Source organism: Halomonas sp. AOP43-D1-4, from assembly GCF_052446175.1.
Classification (GTDB): Bacteria; Pseudomonadota; Gammaproteobacteria; order Pseudomonadales; family Halomonadaceae; genus Vreelandella; species Vreelandella citrativorans.
This window is the reverse complement of sequence record NZ_JBQSVY010000003.1, coordinates 45666-62850: the sequence shown is the minus strand read 5'-3', so window position 1 is coordinate 62850 and position 17185 is coordinate 45666. Positions and strand designations below refer to the sequence as shown.

General features: G+C 52.6%; 16 protein-coding genes and 1 tRNA gene. 7 read left to right on the top strand and 10 right to left on the bottom strand.

Going from position 1 to position 17185, the window contains the following annotated elements; translation table 11 throughout:
• Positions 1-197 precede the first annotated feature (197 nt).
• Positions 198-288, bottom strand: a tRNA-Ser gene (locus tag ACT3RQ_RS03865).
• Positions 289-346: 58 nt separating this feature from the next.
• A complete protein-coding gene (locus ACT3RQ_RS03860) occupies positions 347-2053 on the bottom strand; it encodes a potassium/proton antiporter (protein ID WP_444680027.1) in 1707 nt (568 codons plus the stop codon).
• Between the two features lie 290 nt (positions 2054-2343).
• Between ACT3RQ_RS03860 and ACT3RQ_RS03855 the strand changes: the two genes are divergently transcribed.
• Positions 2344-3333 carry an ABC transporter substrate-binding protein gene (locus ACT3RQ_RS03855; protein ID WP_444680026.1) on the top strand — a complete coding sequence of 330 codons (990 nt, stop codon included), beginning with the start codon at positions 2344-2346 and terminating at the stop codon, positions 3331-3333.
• Between the two features lie 86 nt (positions 3334-3419).
• On the opposite strand, the gene ACT3RQ_RS03850 is transcribed toward ACT3RQ_RS03855, so the two are convergent.
• From ACT3RQ_RS03850 to ACT3RQ_RS03840, 3 genes are all read right to left on the bottom strand, one after another.
• Complete coding sequence (locus ACT3RQ_RS03850) at positions 3420-4226, bottom strand: alpha/beta fold hydrolase (protein WP_444680025.1); 807 nt, start codon at positions 4224-4226, stop codon at positions 3420-3422.
• Positions 4227-4307: 81 nt separating this feature from the next.
• Positions 4308-4976, bottom strand: coding sequence for a 7-cyano-7-deazaguanine/7-aminomethyl-7-deazaguanine transporter (locus ACT3RQ_RS03845; RefSeq protein WP_172118764.1), 669 nt, complete (start codon positions 4974-4976; stop codon positions 4308-4310).
• A gap of 137 nt (positions 4977-5113) precedes the next feature.
• Entirely contained in the window at positions 5114-7027 is a 1914-nt protein-coding gene (locus ACT3RQ_RS03840) for a propionyl-CoA synthetase (protein WP_444680024.1), read from the bottom strand.
• Between the two features lie 299 nt (positions 7028-7326).
• On the opposite strand from ACT3RQ_RS03840, the gene ACT3RQ_RS03835 reads away from it, so the two are divergent.
• On the top strand, positions 7327-7647 hold the full coding sequence (locus tag ACT3RQ_RS03835; RefSeq protein ID WP_087111368.1) for an ArsR/SmtB family transcription factor: 321 nt from the start codon (positions 7327-7329) through the stop codon (positions 7645-7647).
• Between the two features lie 22 nt (positions 7648-7669).
• Here the strand turns inward: ACT3RQ_RS03835 and sohB are convergent, their stop codons facing one another.
• Positions 7670-8713, bottom strand: coding sequence for a protease SohB (gene sohB / locus ACT3RQ_RS03830; RefSeq protein WP_444680023.1), 1044 nt, complete (start codon positions 8711-8713; stop codon positions 7670-7672).
• 146 nt (positions 8714-8859) lie between these two features.
• Here sohB and ACT3RQ_RS03825 point away from each other — a divergent pair, with 146 nt between their 5' ends.
• Positions 8860-9168, top strand: a complete 309-nt coding sequence (locus ACT3RQ_RS03825) for an SCP2 sterol-binding domain-containing protein (RefSeq protein WP_172118767.1) — start codon at positions 8860-8862, stop codon at positions 9166-9168.
• A gap of 39 nt (positions 9169-9207) precedes the next feature.
• On the opposite strand, the gene nudC is transcribed toward ACT3RQ_RS03825, so the two are convergent.
• From nudC to ACT3RQ_RS03805, 4 genes are read right to left on the bottom strand one after another with little or no spacing between them, the layout of a single operon-like run.
• Complete coding sequence (nudC, locus tag ACT3RQ_RS03820) at positions 9208-9990, bottom strand: NAD(+) diphosphatase (protein WP_172118768.1); 783 nt, start codon at positions 9988-9990, stop codon at positions 9208-9210.
• Positions 9983-10720 carry a DNA polymerase III subunit epsilon gene (dnaQ, locus tag ACT3RQ_RS03815; RefSeq protein WP_444680022.1) on the bottom strand — a complete coding sequence of 246 codons (738 nt, stop codon included), beginning with the start codon at positions 10718-10720 and terminating at the stop codon, positions 9983-9985. The genes nudC and dnaQ overlap by 8 nt, the downstream gene beginning before the upstream one ends.
• On the bottom strand, positions 10720-11199 hold the full coding sequence (gene rnhA / locus ACT3RQ_RS03810) for a ribonuclease HI (RefSeq protein WP_406565437.1): 480 nt from the start codon (positions 11197-11199) through the stop codon (positions 10720-10722). Before rnhA ends, dnaQ begins: the two co-directional genes overlap by 1 nt.
• Positions 11200-11221: 22 nt before the next feature.
• Positions 11222-11998, bottom strand: a complete 777-nt coding sequence (locus ACT3RQ_RS03805; protein WP_444622348.1) for a class I SAM-dependent methyltransferase — start codon at positions 11996-11998, stop codon at positions 11222-11224.
• 111 nt (positions 11999-12109) lie between these two features.
• Here ACT3RQ_RS03805 and gloB point away from each other — a divergent pair, with 111 nt between their 5' ends.
• The 4 genes from gloB to ACT3RQ_RS03785 are packed head-to-tail and all read left to right on the top strand — an operon-like array spanning position 12110 to position 17184.
• On the top strand, positions 12110-12877 hold the full coding sequence (gene gloB, locus ACT3RQ_RS03800; protein ID WP_193054592.1) for a hydroxyacylglutathione hydrolase: 768 nt from the start codon (positions 12110-12112) through the stop codon (positions 12875-12877).
• Between the two features lie 30 nt (positions 12878-12907).
• On the top strand, positions 12908-14119 hold the full coding sequence (locus tag ACT3RQ_RS03795) for a transglycosylase SLT domain-containing protein (RefSeq protein ID WP_193054593.1): 1212 nt from the start codon (positions 12908-12910) through the stop codon (positions 14117-14119).
• Between the two features lie 33 nt (positions 14120-14152).
• The gene (locus ACT3RQ_RS03790) at positions 14153-16078 is read left to right on the top strand and encodes an extracellular solute-binding protein (protein WP_444680021.1); all 1926 of its coding nucleotides are present in this window, start codon (positions 14153-14155) and stop codon (positions 16076-16078) included.
• A 32-nt stretch (positions 16079-16110) separates the two neighbouring features.
• Positions 16111-17184 carry a microcin C ABC transporter permease YejB gene (locus tag ACT3RQ_RS03785; RefSeq protein ID WP_444680020.1) on the top strand — a complete coding sequence of 358 codons (1074 nt, stop codon included), beginning with the start codon at positions 16111-16113 and terminating at the stop codon, positions 17182-17184.
• Position 17185: the final 1 nt, after the last annotated feature.

Genomic DNA, 17185 nt, shown 5'->3' with positions numbered 1-17185 from the left:
TTTGCGAGCCAAGAAGGTACTTCGAGTCAGCACCTTAGGGGCCGAAGAATTCATTTCTGATTAGACATTAGTCTATTGTGCACTGGTCTAGCCTGAGCTGTATAACGGTAGGCGTTCCCCTCGTTATACTTTCGCCCTTTTTTCGTACCCAGAAACGAAAAAAGGAACCAGCTAAGTAGCTGATTCCTTTCGAATAATGGCGGAGGGACAGGGATTCGAACCCTGGATAGGCTATTAACCTATGCCGGTTTTCAAGACCGGTGCATTCAACCGCTCTGCCATCCCTCCGGCTTATGGGTGCGTATAATAGCAGTATTCCCTTGGAAGTCAACACCTTCTAGCCCAATTAATACAATCGCAGGCCTACACGGGTAATCGTGCCTTTTTCCATGTCGCTGACGACCCAGTGAATACCATGCCAATCCACATCATCACCCACGACAGGATGCCCACCCACGCGCAGTGCGACGAACTCGGCGAGGGTCATACTATGCTCCCCCGGGCTTAGCGTTAAGCCATATGCTTGAGCAACGTCCTGCATAAGTGCATCGCCCTCTAATGTGAAGGTACCGAAGAATGCACGCTCATGTTTGAGGCCAGCATCGCCATTGAATAAGCGATTTAGCGCAGAAAGATCTTCTGTACGCCCTATCACACAGATGACATCGTCTAATTTCAATCGCGTGCTGCCCTTGGGATGCAGCATGGTGTGATTACGAAACAGCGCTGAAATCAACGCCCCCGATGGGAAGCGCAGCAGCCGGATGGGCACATCTTCGAGGTCCCGGTTTTCGACCACGTAAACAAACATCTCAAAATCGTTATCTGGCAAAATCCCCAGCGGCCCACGGCGGTTAGGCGTTGTGCCTACTGGCACCTCCACTTTTAATAACCGGGCTGCCAACGTGAGCGAGCCGCCTTGTATCAATAGAGACAACAACACAACCGCAAAGGCGACGTTAAAGTAAAGTGATGCATTTTCTACCCCACCAATGACGGGGAAAATGGCCAGCACGATGGGCACTGCCCCCCTTAAACCTACCCAAGCGATAAAAAAGGTTTCACGCCAGCGAAATTTAAAAAATGGCTTAATGGTAATTAATACCGCCAAAGGGCGCGCAATAAAGATAAGCGCCAGCGCAACAAGGCTTGCGGGCAACGCGACGTCCCACAGCTGGCTGGGTGTTACCAGAAGCCCGAGCACCAGGAAAAGGCCAATCTGGCTTAACCACGCCAGGCCATCGTGCACGGGAAGAATAAAGTTGAGGTGTCGGCCAGGCTGATTGCCGATCATCAGGCCTGCCAGGTAAATCGCCAGAAAGCCACTACCTCCCAGCACACTGGTAAGCCCGAAAACGCTAAAGCCCAGCGCCAATGCCAGCATGGCATAAAGGCCAGGCGCTAAATCCAGCCAGCGGAGCAGCTTGGCGCTTAGCCAGCCACCGCCAATGCCGACAATCAAGCCAATACCAAACTGAGAAACAAAGAAGGTCAGGGTTTCAAATGCCCCGCCCATATCACCGACCAAAAGCTCTACTAGCATTAAGGTCAGAAAAATCGCCATTGGGTCGTTGGTGCCCGATTCGATCTCAAGCGTTGCCCCTACCCGCTCGTTGAGATTCACGCCACGACCGCTAAGCATTGAGAAAACGGCGGCAGCATCGGTGGAACCCACAATAGCGCCCACCAATAACCCTTGCACCAGGGTTAAATCAAACACCCACATAGCGATCATGCCCACGACCGCACTGGTGATAAAAACCCCGAAAGTCGCCAGCGAAAGTGCCGGCTTAAAACCTACCCGGAACGTTTTAAGGCGTGTACGTAAACCGCCATCAAGCAGAATCATGGCAAGCGCGAGGTGGCCAATTGTGAACGCCATTGAGTAGTCGTCAAAGGCAACGCCAAGAACGCCTTCCTCCCCTGCCAGCATACCTAGCCCCAGGAAGATGAGCAGAAGTGGCACACCAACCATTGACGAGAGTCGGCTCGCCAAAATGCTCAGTGCCATTAGAGAACCACCAATTAAAAAGAAGGTGTAAATTCCGTCCATGTCTCTCCGTCTCTACATCAATGCCACACTATTATTGCATGCTACCGGTAAATTTACTGTGCGAACTCAGCAGACCAACACGTTCAAGGCTAGTCACGCACCGTTTGTCAGGGATAAACTCCGCCATCTCGATATCAGGAGTTATGATTATGTCATGCTGCCTTTCTGGTTATAGGCACTTACGTTTTTTGATGGTGATTTTTTGTTTATTTTTCGCATATTCATTAGCTTATGCAGAACAAGACACGCCGAAGGAGGATCAGACACCGCTTTCTCTTGAAAGTGACATTATGATTCCTGACATGCTTTGGCCATCCGTTGACAGTGATGTTGTTGATGAAGTGCCCACTACGGCACTGGCACCTCCGGCTCCGCTTGAGCCGCCGCCATTGAAAAGCGTGCGTTTAATGCTGGACTGGTATCTTAGTCCTCAGCATGCGGCCTTGGTCATTGCGCAAACGAGAGACCTGTTTAGCGCACAGGGGCTGGAAGTGGAGCTTCAAACACCGGCGGACCCTGCGATCGCCATAAAACTGCTGACGGCGGGAGAAGTGGATTTAGCGTTAACGCGCCAGCCATTGCTGCATCTACTTGCCCACGAAGATGCTCCCATCACGCGCATTGCGACACTGATTGAAACGCCTCTTAACGCCGTCATTGTCACTGGCGACGCTCAACCGGAAAATGCGACGCACCTGGCCGGGCTTCACTACGGCTACAACACCCGAGAAGGTGCCAACTTGCTGGTTCCCAAGCTCGTGCCGCGCTCCGTACGCCAAACCGATACATTTTTAGAACCTCAAAGCGTTCATTTTAATGTGGTCAATGCGTTTACTGAAGAGAGCGTAGAGGCCATTGCTGACGGCTTTTATCATTTTCTGCCCGAGCAATTAGCCTCAAACGGCATTGCCACGCATACCGTGCGCTATAGCGAGCTGGGCATTCCGCGCCATGATGGGCTAATTGTAGTGGCCAATAGCAACTCATTAGCCAAAAAAGCCGATACGTGGTCGCGTTTTTTGGTGGCGTTAGAAGAAGCCAGCAACTGGATGGTGGAAAATCCGGAGTCCGCTTGGGAAACGCTGATTGGTGCTCACCCCATTCTTGATAACGCAACCAATGCCAACGCTTGGCCGGATATTCTGCGCCGGATCGCATTAAGCCCTGCTACCTTGAACGCACGCCGTTATGCAACGTTTGAAACGTACCTTTTACAGCAAGGGCTAATAGACGCTGAACTGCCCACATCACGTTTGGCCATTGACCCTTACACTCTTTAATCCAGGAGCGCTTATTGTTCAGGAGAAACTCGTAGCGGGGGCTTATCATTAAGACCTGTTAAGTGCAGGCACTGTTTTCAAGCAGCCTAGCGCTCATGGTGTTCCAAAAAGGCCTCAACGGCTTGCTGAAACGCCTCAGGCTGCTCTGCGTGAAGCCAGTGACCTGCGTTTTTAAGCGTTACTACGCGCGCCTGGGGCATCATCTCACGTAAGGCAGGCAGCATATCGTCCGTCACATAGTGCGACTGGGCGCCGCGAAGCACGAGCGTCGGACCTTCATAAGGGGCTTCCCCCGCAGGCAAGTCAATAATATCCTCATACCCTCGCTGGATCTCATCCAGCCCTATGCGTAGCCCCAACTCGCCTTCTTCAGTACGCGCTAAATTGGTCGCCAGAAATAGCCGTGTAGATCGCGAATCAACGTGTTCAGCCAGCAGCTCATCGGCTTCACGACGATTTTTTGGTCGACCTTCTCTAACACGCTTAAGGGCCGCAAAAATATCATCATGGCCATGCTGATAAACGACCGGAGCGATATCGCCTATTGTCAACGTCACTACGCGCTGGGGCGCCAGCCTTGCAAGGCTGATAGCAACTTTACCGCCCATGGAGTGGCCAAGCACATGCGCCTGAGTAATAGAAAGGCTATCGAGCAGTGCAATGACGTCCTGGGCCATCGTGGCATAGCGCATATCATCGTTATGCGGTGAACGGCCATGGTTACGTAAATCCACGGCAATGACGCGGCGCGAACGCTGCCAGACTTTCAAATGGGAGCGCCAGTTGTCGGCACTACCCATTAAGCCATGAATCACCACAAGCGGTGTCGCATCGGGAGCTCCTTCACTCTCCATGTCCAGATAGTGAAGGTCCACCGTGGCAGCATCAGTCATGTAAACTCCCTAAGCGTTGATTAATCAGGTGATTGTCAACAAGGCCGTCATTGTTAAGCAACAACGATTAGCCGTACATTATTAAACCGTACGTGGAGATAGGTCGGTATGCCCCGTCCAAACCACCAAGCGGCGCGTCAACCAGGCAAGCAGCAAGCCGTACAAGGGTAGAAAGAACAGCAGGCTGATGGCGAGCTTTATGGCATAGTCCACCGCAGCAATTTCTAGCCAGTTTGCGGCCATAAAGGCGTCAGGGCTGTTATAGAATGCGGTGGAGAAGAACGCGTAAGTGTCAGCAAGATTACCCAGCACCGTCGAGCATACCGGCGCTACCCACCAGGCCAATTGACGCAAGCGATCAAATACCTGCACGTCCAGTAACTGCCCTATGACATACGCAAGAAAGCTTGCCAGCGCAATGCGCGCCACAAACACATTCCACTCGCCGAGTGCTTCAAACCCGGCAAAACTGCCCCGCGGAAATACGACCGACACAACATACGATACGACCAGAGCGGGCAACATCACGCGCAAGATAATGGCGCGTGCAGCATTTTTGCCGAAAAGGCGGACCGTTAAGTCAGTGGCCAGAAAGATAAACGGAAAACTAAACGCTCCCCAAGTGGTATGGAACCCAAAGAGCGTAAACGGCAGCTGAACAAGGTAGTTACTGGCAGCAATAATGCCGATATGGAAGGCGACCATTACCACGAGGCAACGGCGGTACTGCGTATCACTTAGTGCAAACATGCAAAATGACCTTTTTTTACAAGCCAAGAGGGGTTAGGGAACCCTCATAAGAAAGCGCATAGCGCTGCTGGCCGCGCATTATACGCGTTCTTAACTGCATTAAAAGTCGCCACCCTGCCTGTCAGCACTTAATTGACTCAATCACGCGGCGTTGCTTTATCAGCATCGCCGATAGCGCGTTCACACATGGCGATACGCACATCCTCCAGGCTTGCCGGGTCATCAATGGTGGAGGGGATCCCAAACGCCTTCCCATCTGCAATCGTGCGCAATAGCTTTCGCAATATTTTTCCAGAGCGGGTTTTCGGCAAACGGTTGACCACCAGCACCTGCTTAAAACATGCGATAGGACCAATATACTCACGGACACGCGCGATCAGCTCATTTTCAAGCGCCATTTCATCGCCGTTAAATCCATCCTTGGGAATCACCAGGCCAAGGGGGATTTGTCCTTTCAGCATATCGTGGATGCCAATCACCGCACATTCAGCCACTGCAGGATGCGCGCCCACCACTTCCTCCATTTCTCCGGTAGAGAGCCGATGCCCTGCCACATTGATCACGTCATCGGTGCGCCCCATAATGAACAGATAACCCTCTTCATCGAAGTAGCCGCCGTCGCCGGTTAAGTAGTAACCCGGAAACGCCGCCATATAAGCGCTATGAAAACGCTGGGGGTCATGCCAAATGCCCACCAGGCACCCAGGCGGCATCGGTTGCTTGATAACCACACTCCCCTGTTCCATGGGTGCTGCGGGTTCGCCGTCGCGGCCTAACACCTGCACATTAAATCCAGGCACCGGCAAGGTCGCCGACCCCGCTTTGATAGGCATGGTTGCCAGGCCTGGTTGGTTAGCAGCAATCGGCCAGCCTGTCTCGGTTTGCCACCAGTGATCAATCACCGGCACATCCAATAGATCATCCAGCCAATGAAATGTAGGCGGGTCAAGTCGCTCACCCGCTACAAACACGTACTTCAAGCTACTGATATCGTACCGGGAAAACAGCGCGGCATCCGGATCCGCTTTTTTAATTGCCCGAAAAGCCGTGGGCGCGGTAAAGAAGCTTTTGACGTTGTATTCCTCAATAATGCGCCAGAAGCTACCCGCATCGGGTGTATTGACCGGTTTGCCTTCATAAACAACACTGGTACAGCCTCGCAGTAGCGGGGCGTAAACAATATAGGAGTGGCCTACCACCCACCCCACATCTGAGGCAGTAAAAAATACGTCGCCTGGCTCCAGGGCGTAAATTGCCTCCATCGAGTACTCAAGCGCCACCGCATAACCACCAGTATCTCGTACCACACCTTTGGGTTTTCCCGTCGTGCCTGAGGTGTACAAGATATACAGGGGATCGGTCCCTTTTACGGGAACACATTCGGCAAAGGCGGCGCTGGTCACTAAATCCTTCCAGTTATAATCACGTTCGCCCAAGGTAGCCGGTGCTATGTCACGCTGATAAATCACACAGGCATTCGGCTGGTGAGTACTTAATGCCAGCGCCTGGTCAATGATTGGCTTATAGGGAATGACCTTATCCACCTCAACACCACAGGAGGCAGCAACCACCACGCTGGGTTCAGCATCCTCGATTCTTGCCGCAAGCTCGTGAGGCGCAAAGCCGCCAAAAACGACGGAATGGACGGCCCCAAGCCGCGCACAGGCATACATCGCGACCAAGGCTTCAGGAATCATGGGCATATAAATCACCACGCGATCCCCTTTTTTTACGCCAAGTTCGGAAAGCGCACCGGCAAAGTAGGCTACCTGATCACGCAGTTGCCGGTAGGTTAACGTTGCCTTGGCATGCGTTACAGGTGAATCCCAGTAAATAGCAGGCTGTTCCGCTCGGCCCTGCTCAACATGGTGGTCGAGCGCGGCATAGCAGATGTTGATCTCACCATCGCTAAACCAGCGAGCATGCTGCTGGTCATCATAGGTAAGAATCCGTGTAGGTGGCGTAAACCAGGGCAGGCGTTTGGCCTGCTCAGCCCAGAAGTGTTCGGGCTGACTGTTCGCTTGCAGGTAGGATTCTTGGTAGCGGCTCATAATGACCCTGTCTTTATTGTATTATCGAAGTAGCATTGAATAGCTTCTACTCTATAAAGTAATTGCCGTACTCACCCTCATACTATCGGCTAAAGACGGACAATGGGCCAGGGAAGACGTTAAAGAGCCAGCGTTATCATTGATTAACCGTTAAATGAAGATTTGGACAAAACTCACTAAATTACCGATTATTAAATTAATCATCGTTGCACTGCGGCGATGGCATAACAATTGATAAAAATGCATGTATAAACACTAAAAATAACCGCTTCCCGTCCAGTGTAGGCAAGGAGATTATGATGTCTGCGTCCTCAAGCGCCGCTGCATGTCTGCTCGAAAATAACTGCCAAAACCTTGTATCAGCTACGAATTTATTAAAAGCCTTGGCGAATGAAAAACGCCTACAAATACTCTGTTTACTGGCCGAGGAGGAGCTTTCGGTCACGCAGATTAATCAGCAGCTTTCACTGAGCCAGTCGGCGCTTTCGCAGCATCTGGCTATTTTACGCAGGGATGAGCTGGTCAATACACGACGTGAGTCACAAACCATTTATTACTCCTTGCGTAGCGACAGCGCCAAGGCAATTTTAGACACCCTGGCGCAGCACTATACAACGTAAAAGCGCACTGTTTTTTTAGGGACTACCGACGCTGCCAGCCGGAGGCCTCCAGCATGCTGAGAGCTTTTAGCGCGGCGTTTTCTACACCCGCCGAGACCGCCAAGCCTATTTTGCGGCTGATAGTTTTCGGCGCTTCAAGGCGCACATGGTATACATTGGCGTCGGCCATTCGTTCAACCAGATACGCCTCACTGGTGCCCAGACTATCGATCAACTGATTGGCAACGGCTTCGCTGCCGTACCAAATTTCCCCTGTTGCCAGAGTATCGATATCCATTTCAGGGCGGTGGCTACTCACGTAGCCCTTAAACAGGCGATGAGTATTTTCCAGGTCTTCTACAAATTTTTCACGGCCTTCCTGGGTATTCTCACCAATCACCGTTAGCGTGCGCTTGTACTTACCCGCCGTAAGTAACTCAACGTCAATATCATGACGTTTAAGAAGGCGGTGAATGTTCGGCACCTGAGCGACCACACCAATTGAGCCAATTACCGCAAACGGCGCAGCTTTAATATGCTGAGCCGTACAGGCCATCATATATCCGCCGCTGGCCGCCACCTTATCGATACACACGGTGGTGGTAAGACCTGCGCTTTGCAGCCTATCCAGTTGTGCGGCAGCCAATCCATAGGCATGCACAAGCCCCCCAGCAGACTCCAAACGTACCACTACTTCGTCATTGGGCTCAGCGACATCAATAATGGCCGATACTTCCTGAGCGAAAAGCTCCGTTTGAGAAGCTTTGATATCACCGTGAAAATCCAGCACCCATACTCTGTTCTTTGATGGAGTAGCCTCTTTGCGTTTCGCTGTTTTTTGACGATTCTTGTCTTCCTGGCGAAACCCCTTAAGCATCTTTTTACGCGCGCCCTGCTCAGTGGCAGCCATGCGAAGACGGCGATTACGCGACTGACGCTGCTCATTGAGTGGCTCAATATGCAACCGAAGATCACTTTCTTGAGTTGCTTTGCTGCGCAAGATCAGCAAGGCGACGCCTCCCAGCAATCCAACAACCATCGTCGCTTGCACCAGAAAGGTGCCCATTCCTGCTATCCATTCACTCACGTATACGCTCCTGCCAAGGTTTAGCACTATCGTTCAATATCCGTTCGCACGGCTTGAACTAAACGATTGTTTAAAATACTCTCATTCACATTCATCGGGTCATTGATGATCCATTTATATATTTTACCGCCTTTGGAGAGATAGTTATGTCAAACAGCACGCTTGATAAGTTGAAAGCACGCTTTAATCCGGATGCGGCTGAGGGTATGGACGAAGTATTTCAATTTCACTTTGAAGATGCGGGTGATCACTACCTTGTTATCAAGGATCGCGCTCTGGATGTTCAGGAAGGCGAACATGATGACCCTTCGGTCAGCTTGAGCATGGGCACAGATACCCTCAAGGGTATTATGACCGGTGATATCAATGGCATGACCGCCTTTATGACTGGCAAGTTAAAAGCAACCGGCAACGTAATGCTGGCCACCAAACTCACCAGCCTGTTTCCCAACTAAACGCTCGCCGTGAACTTTTTAAGCCAGGGTGTTAGTGGCTTACTCACGCCATTTAGCCAAATGCGTTTCAATCAGTTCACGTGAAATGGAGTACGGCGGCGGCAACGAAGGTAGTTGCCGCGGCGAAAACCAGGCCGCATCACTAATCTCTACCCCATCGATATTAATACGCCGCGTGGTCGCTTCAGCAAAAAAACCAAACATCAGTGAATGGGGGAATGGCCATGCCTGACTTTGGTGGTAGCGTAGCTTATCAACATGTACACCCACTTCCTCAAACACTTCACGATGGACAGCCTCTTCGGCTGACTCACCCGGTTCAATAAAACCTGCCAGGGTCGAGTAACGTCCTGGCGGGAAACGTGGGCTTCGTGCTAACAGCATCGCTTCACCACTGGTGACTAGAGTGATAATACACGGTGAAATGCGTGGGTAGTTGCGATGCCCACACGCATTACAGTGCATGGCGAATTCAGCTTCAAGCCTCGTGGCCGCAGCACCACAACGTCCGCAAAAGCGGTGATTCTCAAGCCATGCGCCAACCTGAAGCGCGGTAGAAATCAAGCTAAACCACCCGCTGGGCAGGTCTGCCATCCATTGGCGCCCATCAATCCAGTCATCACCTGGCTCTTTATCAACCCATAGCGCTACTGGCTCGTCATTCCAGTAACACAACGGCTGCATCTGTTCAGTCCAAGGCTGATAAGGCTGAAGCGGCGTCAGCTCCTGGTCGCCCGATAGAGGGGCTGGCGCCAGCTGGCTGCGCGATAGACGAACAACGCGCCCTTCACGTACATGGTGGGGAATCTCACGCCTAAGCATTGTGATCACGTTCCTCAAACCAATTCAGCTTATGTGCCTGGCATTTTGCCTGATGAGCGGCGTGCTCTTGTGCGCTTGGACGCATGACACGCAACTGACCGGGTGTAAGCGTTAGCCGCTGAACCGATAGGCCTTCATTTGACGAATCGGCCTGCTGCTCTTCTGAAGACGTGGCAGCATCCAGCGTCAATGCCGTTTGCCCTCCCGTCATAGCCAGATAAACGTCGGCCAGAATCTCGGAGTCGAGCAACGCCCCGTGGAGCACACGGTGGCCGTTATCAATGTCATAACGCTTACACAGGGCATCCAGGCTATTACGCTGTCCTGGATGCAGCTCCCGGGCCATTGTGAGCGTATCCAGAACGCGGCAGTGCTCACGCACCGGACCTAATGGCGCTCCACTGCGCTGCTTATTTAACCGGCCAAACTCATGATCCATAAAGCCCACATCGAAGGGGGCATTATGAATAACCAGCTCTGCGCCTTCGATAAAAGCCCAGAATTCGTCCGCTATTTGAGCAAACACTGGCTCGTTTGCGACCTTTTCATCGTCAATACCGTGAATTGCCACGACTTCTGCGTCGATATGCCGCTCAGGATTGATGTATTGATGATAGGTACGCCCAGTAAAACGGCGATTCACCATTTCAACGGCGCCAATCTCTACAATGCGATGGCCATCCTTGGGGTCGATACCGGTCGTTTCGGTATCCATGATAATTTGGCGCATCACGCTCTCCTCTGCTGGTGCTCATCAATGGCTTCATTGGCGAGCGCATCAGCGCGCTCATTACCAGGGTGCCCGCTATGCCCTTTTACCCAGTGCCACTCTACCTTGTGTCGATGGGTCTCTTCGTGCAGCGCTTTCCACAGCTCGGCGTTTTTGACTGGCTGCTTGGCGGCGGTTTTCCAGCCGCGTTTAACCCAGTTGTGAATCCACTGAGTAATGCCTTGGCGAACATACTGAGAGTCGGTCCATAGCGCGATTTCACACGGCTTATTGAGCGTGCGCAGCGCCATAATGGCGGCCATTAATTCCATCCGATTATTGGTGGTGTCAGCTTCATAACCTTTTAAGGTCTTTTCATGCTCGCCGCTAGACAGCACCACCCCCCAACCGCCAGGGCCAGGATTTCCCCGGCATGCACCGTCGGTATATACCGTGACCTGCGGTAGCTGCTCGGCCGCTTGATTACTCAATCTTTCCATCCTTTATTAACAGGTATTGGCGCTACGTATCCTGATGAGACTGGTTATGCGCCGGTTTACCTCTGCGTGTAGCACCGAGCGATGAAGAGGAAACAGGGCGTTGTAGCGCAAACTTAATGCGTTTGACGTAAGCCGACTGCTGGCGGCGATGTGCCTGGATCATGTAACTTTCCCCCCAAGGCAAATTATGCCGACGCCCCAGCGCCTCTCGCCCTTCAGGGCAAGACGCATTCAGCAAGCCTCTAAAACAGCAATAGTCTACGCGTTCGACCTCAAAATCGACAAATGCTAGCCAGTCACGCAGTCGCCCAAGCTTGTGCCACTGCCCGTTCCAAGGGAATTCGGGCCGGCGTTTACGCCACTGATGTGCCAGGCCTTTAACGCTCAGAGGATTAAAACCAAAGAGCACCAGCATTCCGTTGTCCGCCGTCACTCGTGCCGCTTCTTGTAGGGTGTGGTGAGGGTTTTCCAATTGCTCTAGCCAGTGGTGGATGATAACCACATCCATACAACGATCAGGCAACGCCAAACGGTCAGGTGGGCAAACCAGCGTTGATGGGCTGGTGGCGAATTCAAGCGTTGGAACCCAGCGGACCGCGTGCGGTATCGACGACATGGTCATCAAAGAAGGCCCCATGCTTATCTCCAGGCTATGCCTACCCGCCCGGCTTTCAACCACGGGCCCCAGGCAAGCACGTTGCACGTCCCAAAGTGATCGACCAGCATCCGTTTTCCAGTAGGCCTGGCTATTTACCAAGCGGCTGGTCATCGCCTTATCGGCCGTTGTCGAATTTGACATGGACAGCGCTTCCCTCCAAAGTAACGGCTTTTTAACGCTTTCTATGTGTCTTTTCAACGTACTTATCAGCGTAATGACAGCAGGTTTGCAACCCTTAAAAGGATCTCGCCCATGATGAGCGTGACACCGATTCCCGCCCTTAGCGACAACTATATTTGGCTATTGAGACAAGATACCAGTCAAAGCGTTTGCGTGGTGGACCCTGGTGAGGCCGATCCTGTCATCAAGCTGTTAGAGCGTGAGTCGCTGACGCTGGACACCATTCTGATTACCCATCATCACCATGATCATACGGGAGGCTTGGCAACGCTCATCAAGCGCTACTCTCCCCATGTCATTGGTCCAGCGAATCCGGATATTCAGGGTATTAATCAGCATGTCGGTGACGGCGACACCGTGCGTGTGATGGGACGCCAATTTGATGTCATGGCAACCCCTGGGCACACGCTTGATCACATTAGCTTTTATACGCCGGGTATTCCGGCACTACTGTTTTGTGGAGATACGCTGTTTTGTGCAGGCTGTGGCCGTTTATTTGAAGGCACACCCGAACAAATGCACACGTCATTGAACAAACTCGCGGAACTACCTGCCGATACACTGGTCTTTGCTGCTCATGAATACACACAGGCGAATCTTGTATTTGCCCACGCAGCTGACCCAGAGAATGACGATGTGACTTATGCCTTAAGTGAGTGTGAAAAGGCTCGGGCATTAAATCGCCCCACCTTACCCAGCACAATAGGACGCGAGCTGAAAATTAATCCCTACCTGCGCGTCGGTACGCAAAGCGTACGCCAAGCGGCAGGAGAACAGGGAGCTAATGACAACGACCTCGCGACGTTCGCCACTCTACGTGAGTGGAAGAACCGATTTTAAGAACGCTCCAGAAACCAAATGAATTAAACTATGACCTATCGAACGATGCGACAGCGCTTGGTATTAAGCGCTGGCAGTACGGTAATTATGGGCTTGTTATTGGCCGCTGCCGCTAACTCACAAGCCTCAGCACTCTCATATAGCCCTTCTAATAGTGCTACTTCCTACACAGAGCACACGCCTTCAACGCAGGCGGCTTCGACTTCTTTCCACACCAGTTTTTGGGAAGACCTAGAGCTTCAGCATCAGGATGCCTGGACAGCGCTGCGTCAAACGTTTCAGTGGCAGGAGCTAACACTGCCCCCCAGCGCTCAGGCCCGCGTGGATGAGTGGATCGAATATTATCGCGCCAGCCCCGAAAACATAGCCACAATTACTGAGCGCGCCACGCCCTGGCTTGCCTGGATCACTCAACAAGTGAGTGATCGCGGCCTACCCGGCGAAATCGCCTTGATTCCGTTTGTCGAAAGCTCCTTCGACCCCAGTGCGCGCAGCCATCGTGGCGCAGCGGGGCTCTGGCAGTTCATGCCCAACACAGGTGATGCGTTGGGTCTGGTTCGTAACGGCAATTATGACGGGCGCCTGGACGTACTCACTTCCACCGCAGCGGCGCTTGATTACCTTGAGATGCAGGCGGATCAGTGGTACGAGGGCGGCATCATGCTTTCGTTGGCGGCTTACAACGCCGGAGCGGGCACCGTTAATCGCGCTCTACGCAAGGCACAAAATCAGGGGCTGGCGGGTGACTATTGGGATCTATCGTTACCGCATGAAACCATGCAGTACATTCCCAAACTAAAAGCGATCGCGACCATCATTAATGATCCGGAACGCTTTGATATTAGCCTGCCAGACATTCACATGGACCCAGCCTTTGCCAAAGTAAAACTGGAGCAACCCTTAAGTATCGCTCAAGCCTCACAGCTTTTAGATGTCAGCCAATCAGCGCTAGCCGAGCTAAACCCAGGGCTGCTCAACGGCAGCATCGACCCCCGCAATGTACAAACGCTTTTAGTACCTGAGGAAGCCGATACACAGGTATTAGCTCAGCTTTCGCAAACCACGTCTAGCGAACTTGCCTCGACACAAGCGCCCAACGTTCATCGTGTTGAACGTGGAGACAATCTATCCGCCATTGCCAGCCGCTACCAGGTTAACCAAAATGACTTGATACGCTGGAATGCGCTTGATCGACCTAATGCTTTACAACCAGGCCAACTCCTGACACTTTCAGGGCAATGAGTTGACAAGATCTGCTCACATGGGACGTAACCAATGCCACGTGGTGTGTTTGTAAAGACGCTGCTAATCGTTAGCTGCCTCATCATGAGTATGTCAGCCTTTGCAGAACCGACAGAGGCTGAACCTCAACCGCAGATCATGGCTGGCAATAGCCTAACGCCTGCAGATAGCGTCGCAAGCAACAATACATCGATTCAAACGGTGCATGGGCTGTCACTTTACGATAGCCCTGAGTTACCTGCCGACTTTGCCTATTTCCCTCATGTTAATCCACTGGCTCCCAAGGGCGGCACCATCACCCACACCGCCGTGGGCAGCAGCTTTGATTCCACCAACCCCTTTATCATTCGTGGCACGCCGGCCACCGGCGTAGGCCAGATATACGATACGTTAATGACCAGCAATCCAGGCGAACCCTTCAGCGTGTATGGATTACTGGCGGAAGGCGTCCGCTTGGACCCTGACCGGGAGTGGATTGAGTTTGACCTCCGCCCCGAAGCACGTTTTCAAGATGGCGAGCCGGTAACCGCGTACGATGTGGTGTTCTCCTTTAACCTGCTGCGTGAAGAGGGTAATCCTTTTTACGCCAGTTACTATGCCGATGTTGATAACGCCATTGCGCTAAATGAACACCAGGTTCGCTTCGAATTTAGCAGTACGGAGTCTCGTGAATTACCATTAATCGTCACACAGTTACCGATCCTCCCCCGCCACTACTGGGAACCCCGTGACTTTGCCGCCCCGACACTGACAGCACACCCAGGCTCCGGCCCTTATCGCATCAGTGACGTCGACCCAGGCCGGCGCATCGTATATCAGCGGGACGACGACTACTGGGGTAAAGACCTGCCTGTTAATGTCGGCCGCTACAATATTGATCGTGTGGTTTACGACTATTACCGAGACAGGGATATTGCCTGGGAGGCATTCAAGGCGGGCTTAACCGACTTCAGGACCGATGCCCGTACGGCGACCTGGGCCATTGGCTACGATTTCCCGGCGTATCGCGAAGGGTTGGTGAAACGCATCACGGTGCCTGATGTAAATCCTTCGCTCATGCAGGCATTCGTATTCAATCTTCGTAAGGAGAAGTTCCAGGACCCGCGCGTACGCGAAGCGCTCAGCCTGGCGTTCGACTTTCCCTGGCTGAATACCAATATTTTTTATAACGCCTATCAGCGTACCGAAAGTTATTTCCAGAACTCAGAGATGCAAGCTGATGGCCTGCCGTCAGAGGAAGAACTCGCCCTGCTTGAGCCTTATCGAGAGGAGCTTTTAGCCTCTCATCGCTCTGAGCGAATATTTACCGATGCACTCCCTATCGACCAGCCGACGGACCTGCGCGAACGCTTACGCCGGGCGCTCGAATTGCTGAACGAAGCGGGCTACCAGGTGGAAGACGGCGTACTGGTTCATACTGAAACAGGCAAGCCCTTACAGTTAGAAGTGCTGCTTTACGATGCGAGTCTTGAGCGTGTGGTACAGCCTATGCTGCGCAATATGGCGCGTCTCGGTGTACAGACCACCATGCGGATCGTGGACATTAACCAATATCTTAATCGCCAGCGTAGTTACGATTACGATATTGTGATCAGCCATTTCCCCCAATCCAATAACCCCGGTAACGAACAGCGCGACTTCTGGAGTAGTGAGGCCGCCAAAGCGCCGCAAAGCCGTAACCGAATGGCGCTTGCTCACCCGGCAGTGGATGCATTAATCGAGGACATTATTAGCGCAGAGAGCCGGGAGAAACTGGATACAGCGACGCGCGCGCTCGACCGGGTGCTGCGCTGGGGTTTTTACACCATCCCCCACTATCACTCCGGCGAAACGCGTATTGCAGTATGGGACAAGTTCGGCTATCAAGAGCCTTTCCCGGAATACGCAATGGATTTAGATGCCTGGTGGGTCGATACCGACCGTGAAGCAGAATTACAGCGCCGTCACCGGCGTCGCTGAAGGGCTAAATAATAACGACTGGAGTGCACTCTGTGGCACGTTACACCCTACGCCGACTGCTACTGATGATACCGACGCTACTCGGCATCATGCTGCTTAACTTCATGATCGTTCAAGCCGCGCCCGGCGGCCCCATTGATCAGATGCTAGCGCGTTTTGAAGGCGCCAACGCCATGGCCAGCACACGTTTAGACATGGGCGGAGCAGATGTTCAAGTAAGCGATGATTCGCGGGGCGCACGGGGTATTGACCCCCGCTTTATCGAACAGCTGGAACAGCAGTTTGGGTTCGACAAGCCAGCCCATGAACGCTTTATCGGCATGATGACCGATTATCTTACGCTCGACTTCGGGACCAGTTTTTTCCGCGACCGCCCGGTGATCGAGCTGATAATTGAGCGCCTGCCGGTATCCATTTCTCTGGGCTTATGGACCACCTTGCTGGTCTATGTGATTTCCATTCCACTAGGTATTCGTAAAGCCTTGCGCCACGGCTCACGTTTTGATGTGTGGACCTCAGGGCTGGTGGTTGTCGGCTATGCGATACCGGGCTTTCTATTCGCCATCCTGTTGATTGTGCTGTTTGCGGGCGGCACCTATTGGGACTGGTTTCCCCTCAGAGGGCTAACCTCTCCAGATTTTGCGGACCTTTCGCTAGGCGGCAAAGTAAAAGACTACTTCTGGCATATCACGTTGCCCGTCACAGCGGCCGCTATCGGCAGCTTTGCCACCCTTACCATGCTGACCAAGAACAGCTTTTTAGACGAAATTCATAAACAGTACGTGCTCACCGCTCGCGCCAAAGGTGCTAACGAACAGCGCATTTTGTACGGTCATGTTTTTCGTAACGCCATGCTCATCATTATTGCGGGATTGCCGGCCGCGATGATTGGGATTTTCTTTACCGGCGCCCTGCTGATTGAGGTGATTTTCTCGCTTGATGGGCTGGGCCTTCTAGGATTTGAAGCCGTTATGCAGCGGGATTATCCGGTCATCTTCGGCACCCTGTTTTTGTACACGGTCATCGGGCTTATGCTAAAGCTGATATCCGATTTGACCTACGTGTGGGTGGATCCACGCATCGACTTTGCAGCGAGGGAGTCGTGAA

What these genes read in the sequence shown, in the direction of transcription:
- ACT3RQ_RS03860 (WP_444680027.1), bottom strand. Translation starts at nt 2,053, where the DNA reads ATGGACGGAATTTACACCTTCTTTTTAATTGGTGGTTCTCTAATGGCA.
- ACT3RQ_RS03855 (WP_444680026.1), top strand. Translation starts at nt 2,344, where the DNA reads ATGATTCCTGACATGCTTTGGCCATCCGTTGACAGTGATGTTGTTGAT.
- ACT3RQ_RS03850 (WP_444680025.1), bottom strand. Translation starts at nt 4,226, where the DNA reads ATGACTGATGCTGCCACGGTGGACCTTCACTATCTGGACATGGAGAGT.
- ACT3RQ_RS03845 (WP_172118764.1), bottom strand. Translation starts at nt 4,976, where the DNA reads ATGTTTGCACTAAGTGATACGCAGTACCGCCGTTGCCTCGTGGTAATG.
- ACT3RQ_RS03840 (WP_444680024.1), bottom strand. Translation starts at nt 7,027, where the DNA reads ATGAGCCGCTACCAAGAATCCTACCTGCAAGCGAACAGTCAGCCCGAA.
- ACT3RQ_RS03835 (WP_087111368.1), top strand. Translation starts at nt 7,327, where the DNA reads ATGTCTGCGTCCTCAAGCGCCGCTGCATGTCTGCTCGAAAATAACTGC.
- ACT3RQ_RS03825 (WP_172118767.1), top strand. Translation starts at nt 8,860, where the DNA reads ATGTCAAACAGCACGCTTGATAAGTTGAAAGCACGCTTTAATCCGGAT.
- nudC (WP_172118768.1), bottom strand. Translation starts at nt 9,990, where the DNA reads ATGCTTAGGCGTGAGATTCCCCACCATGTACGTGAAGGGCGCGTTGTT.
- dnaQ (WP_444680022.1), bottom strand. Translation starts at nt 10,720, where the DNA reads ATGCGCCAAATTATCATGGATACCGAAACGACCGGTATCGACCCCAAG.
- rnhA (WP_406565437.1), bottom strand. Translation starts at nt 11,199, where the DNA reads ATGGAAAGATTGAGTAATCAAGCGGCCGAGCAGCTACCGCAGGTCACG.
- ACT3RQ_RS03805 (WP_444622348.1), bottom strand. Translation starts at nt 11,998, where the DNA reads ATGTCAAATTCGACAACGGCCGATAAGGCGATGACCAGCCGCTTGGTA.
- gloB (WP_193054592.1), top strand. Translation starts at nt 12,110, where the DNA reads ATGATGAGCGTGACACCGATTCCCGCCCTTAGCGACAACTATATTTGG.
- ACT3RQ_RS03795 (WP_193054593.1), top strand. Translation starts at nt 12,908, where the DNA reads ATGACCTATCGAACGATGCGACAGCGCTTGGTATTAAGCGCTGGCAGT.
- ACT3RQ_RS03790 (WP_444680021.1), top strand. Translation starts at nt 14,153, where the DNA reads ATGCCACGTGGTGTGTTTGTAAAGACGCTGCTAATCGTTAGCTGCCTC.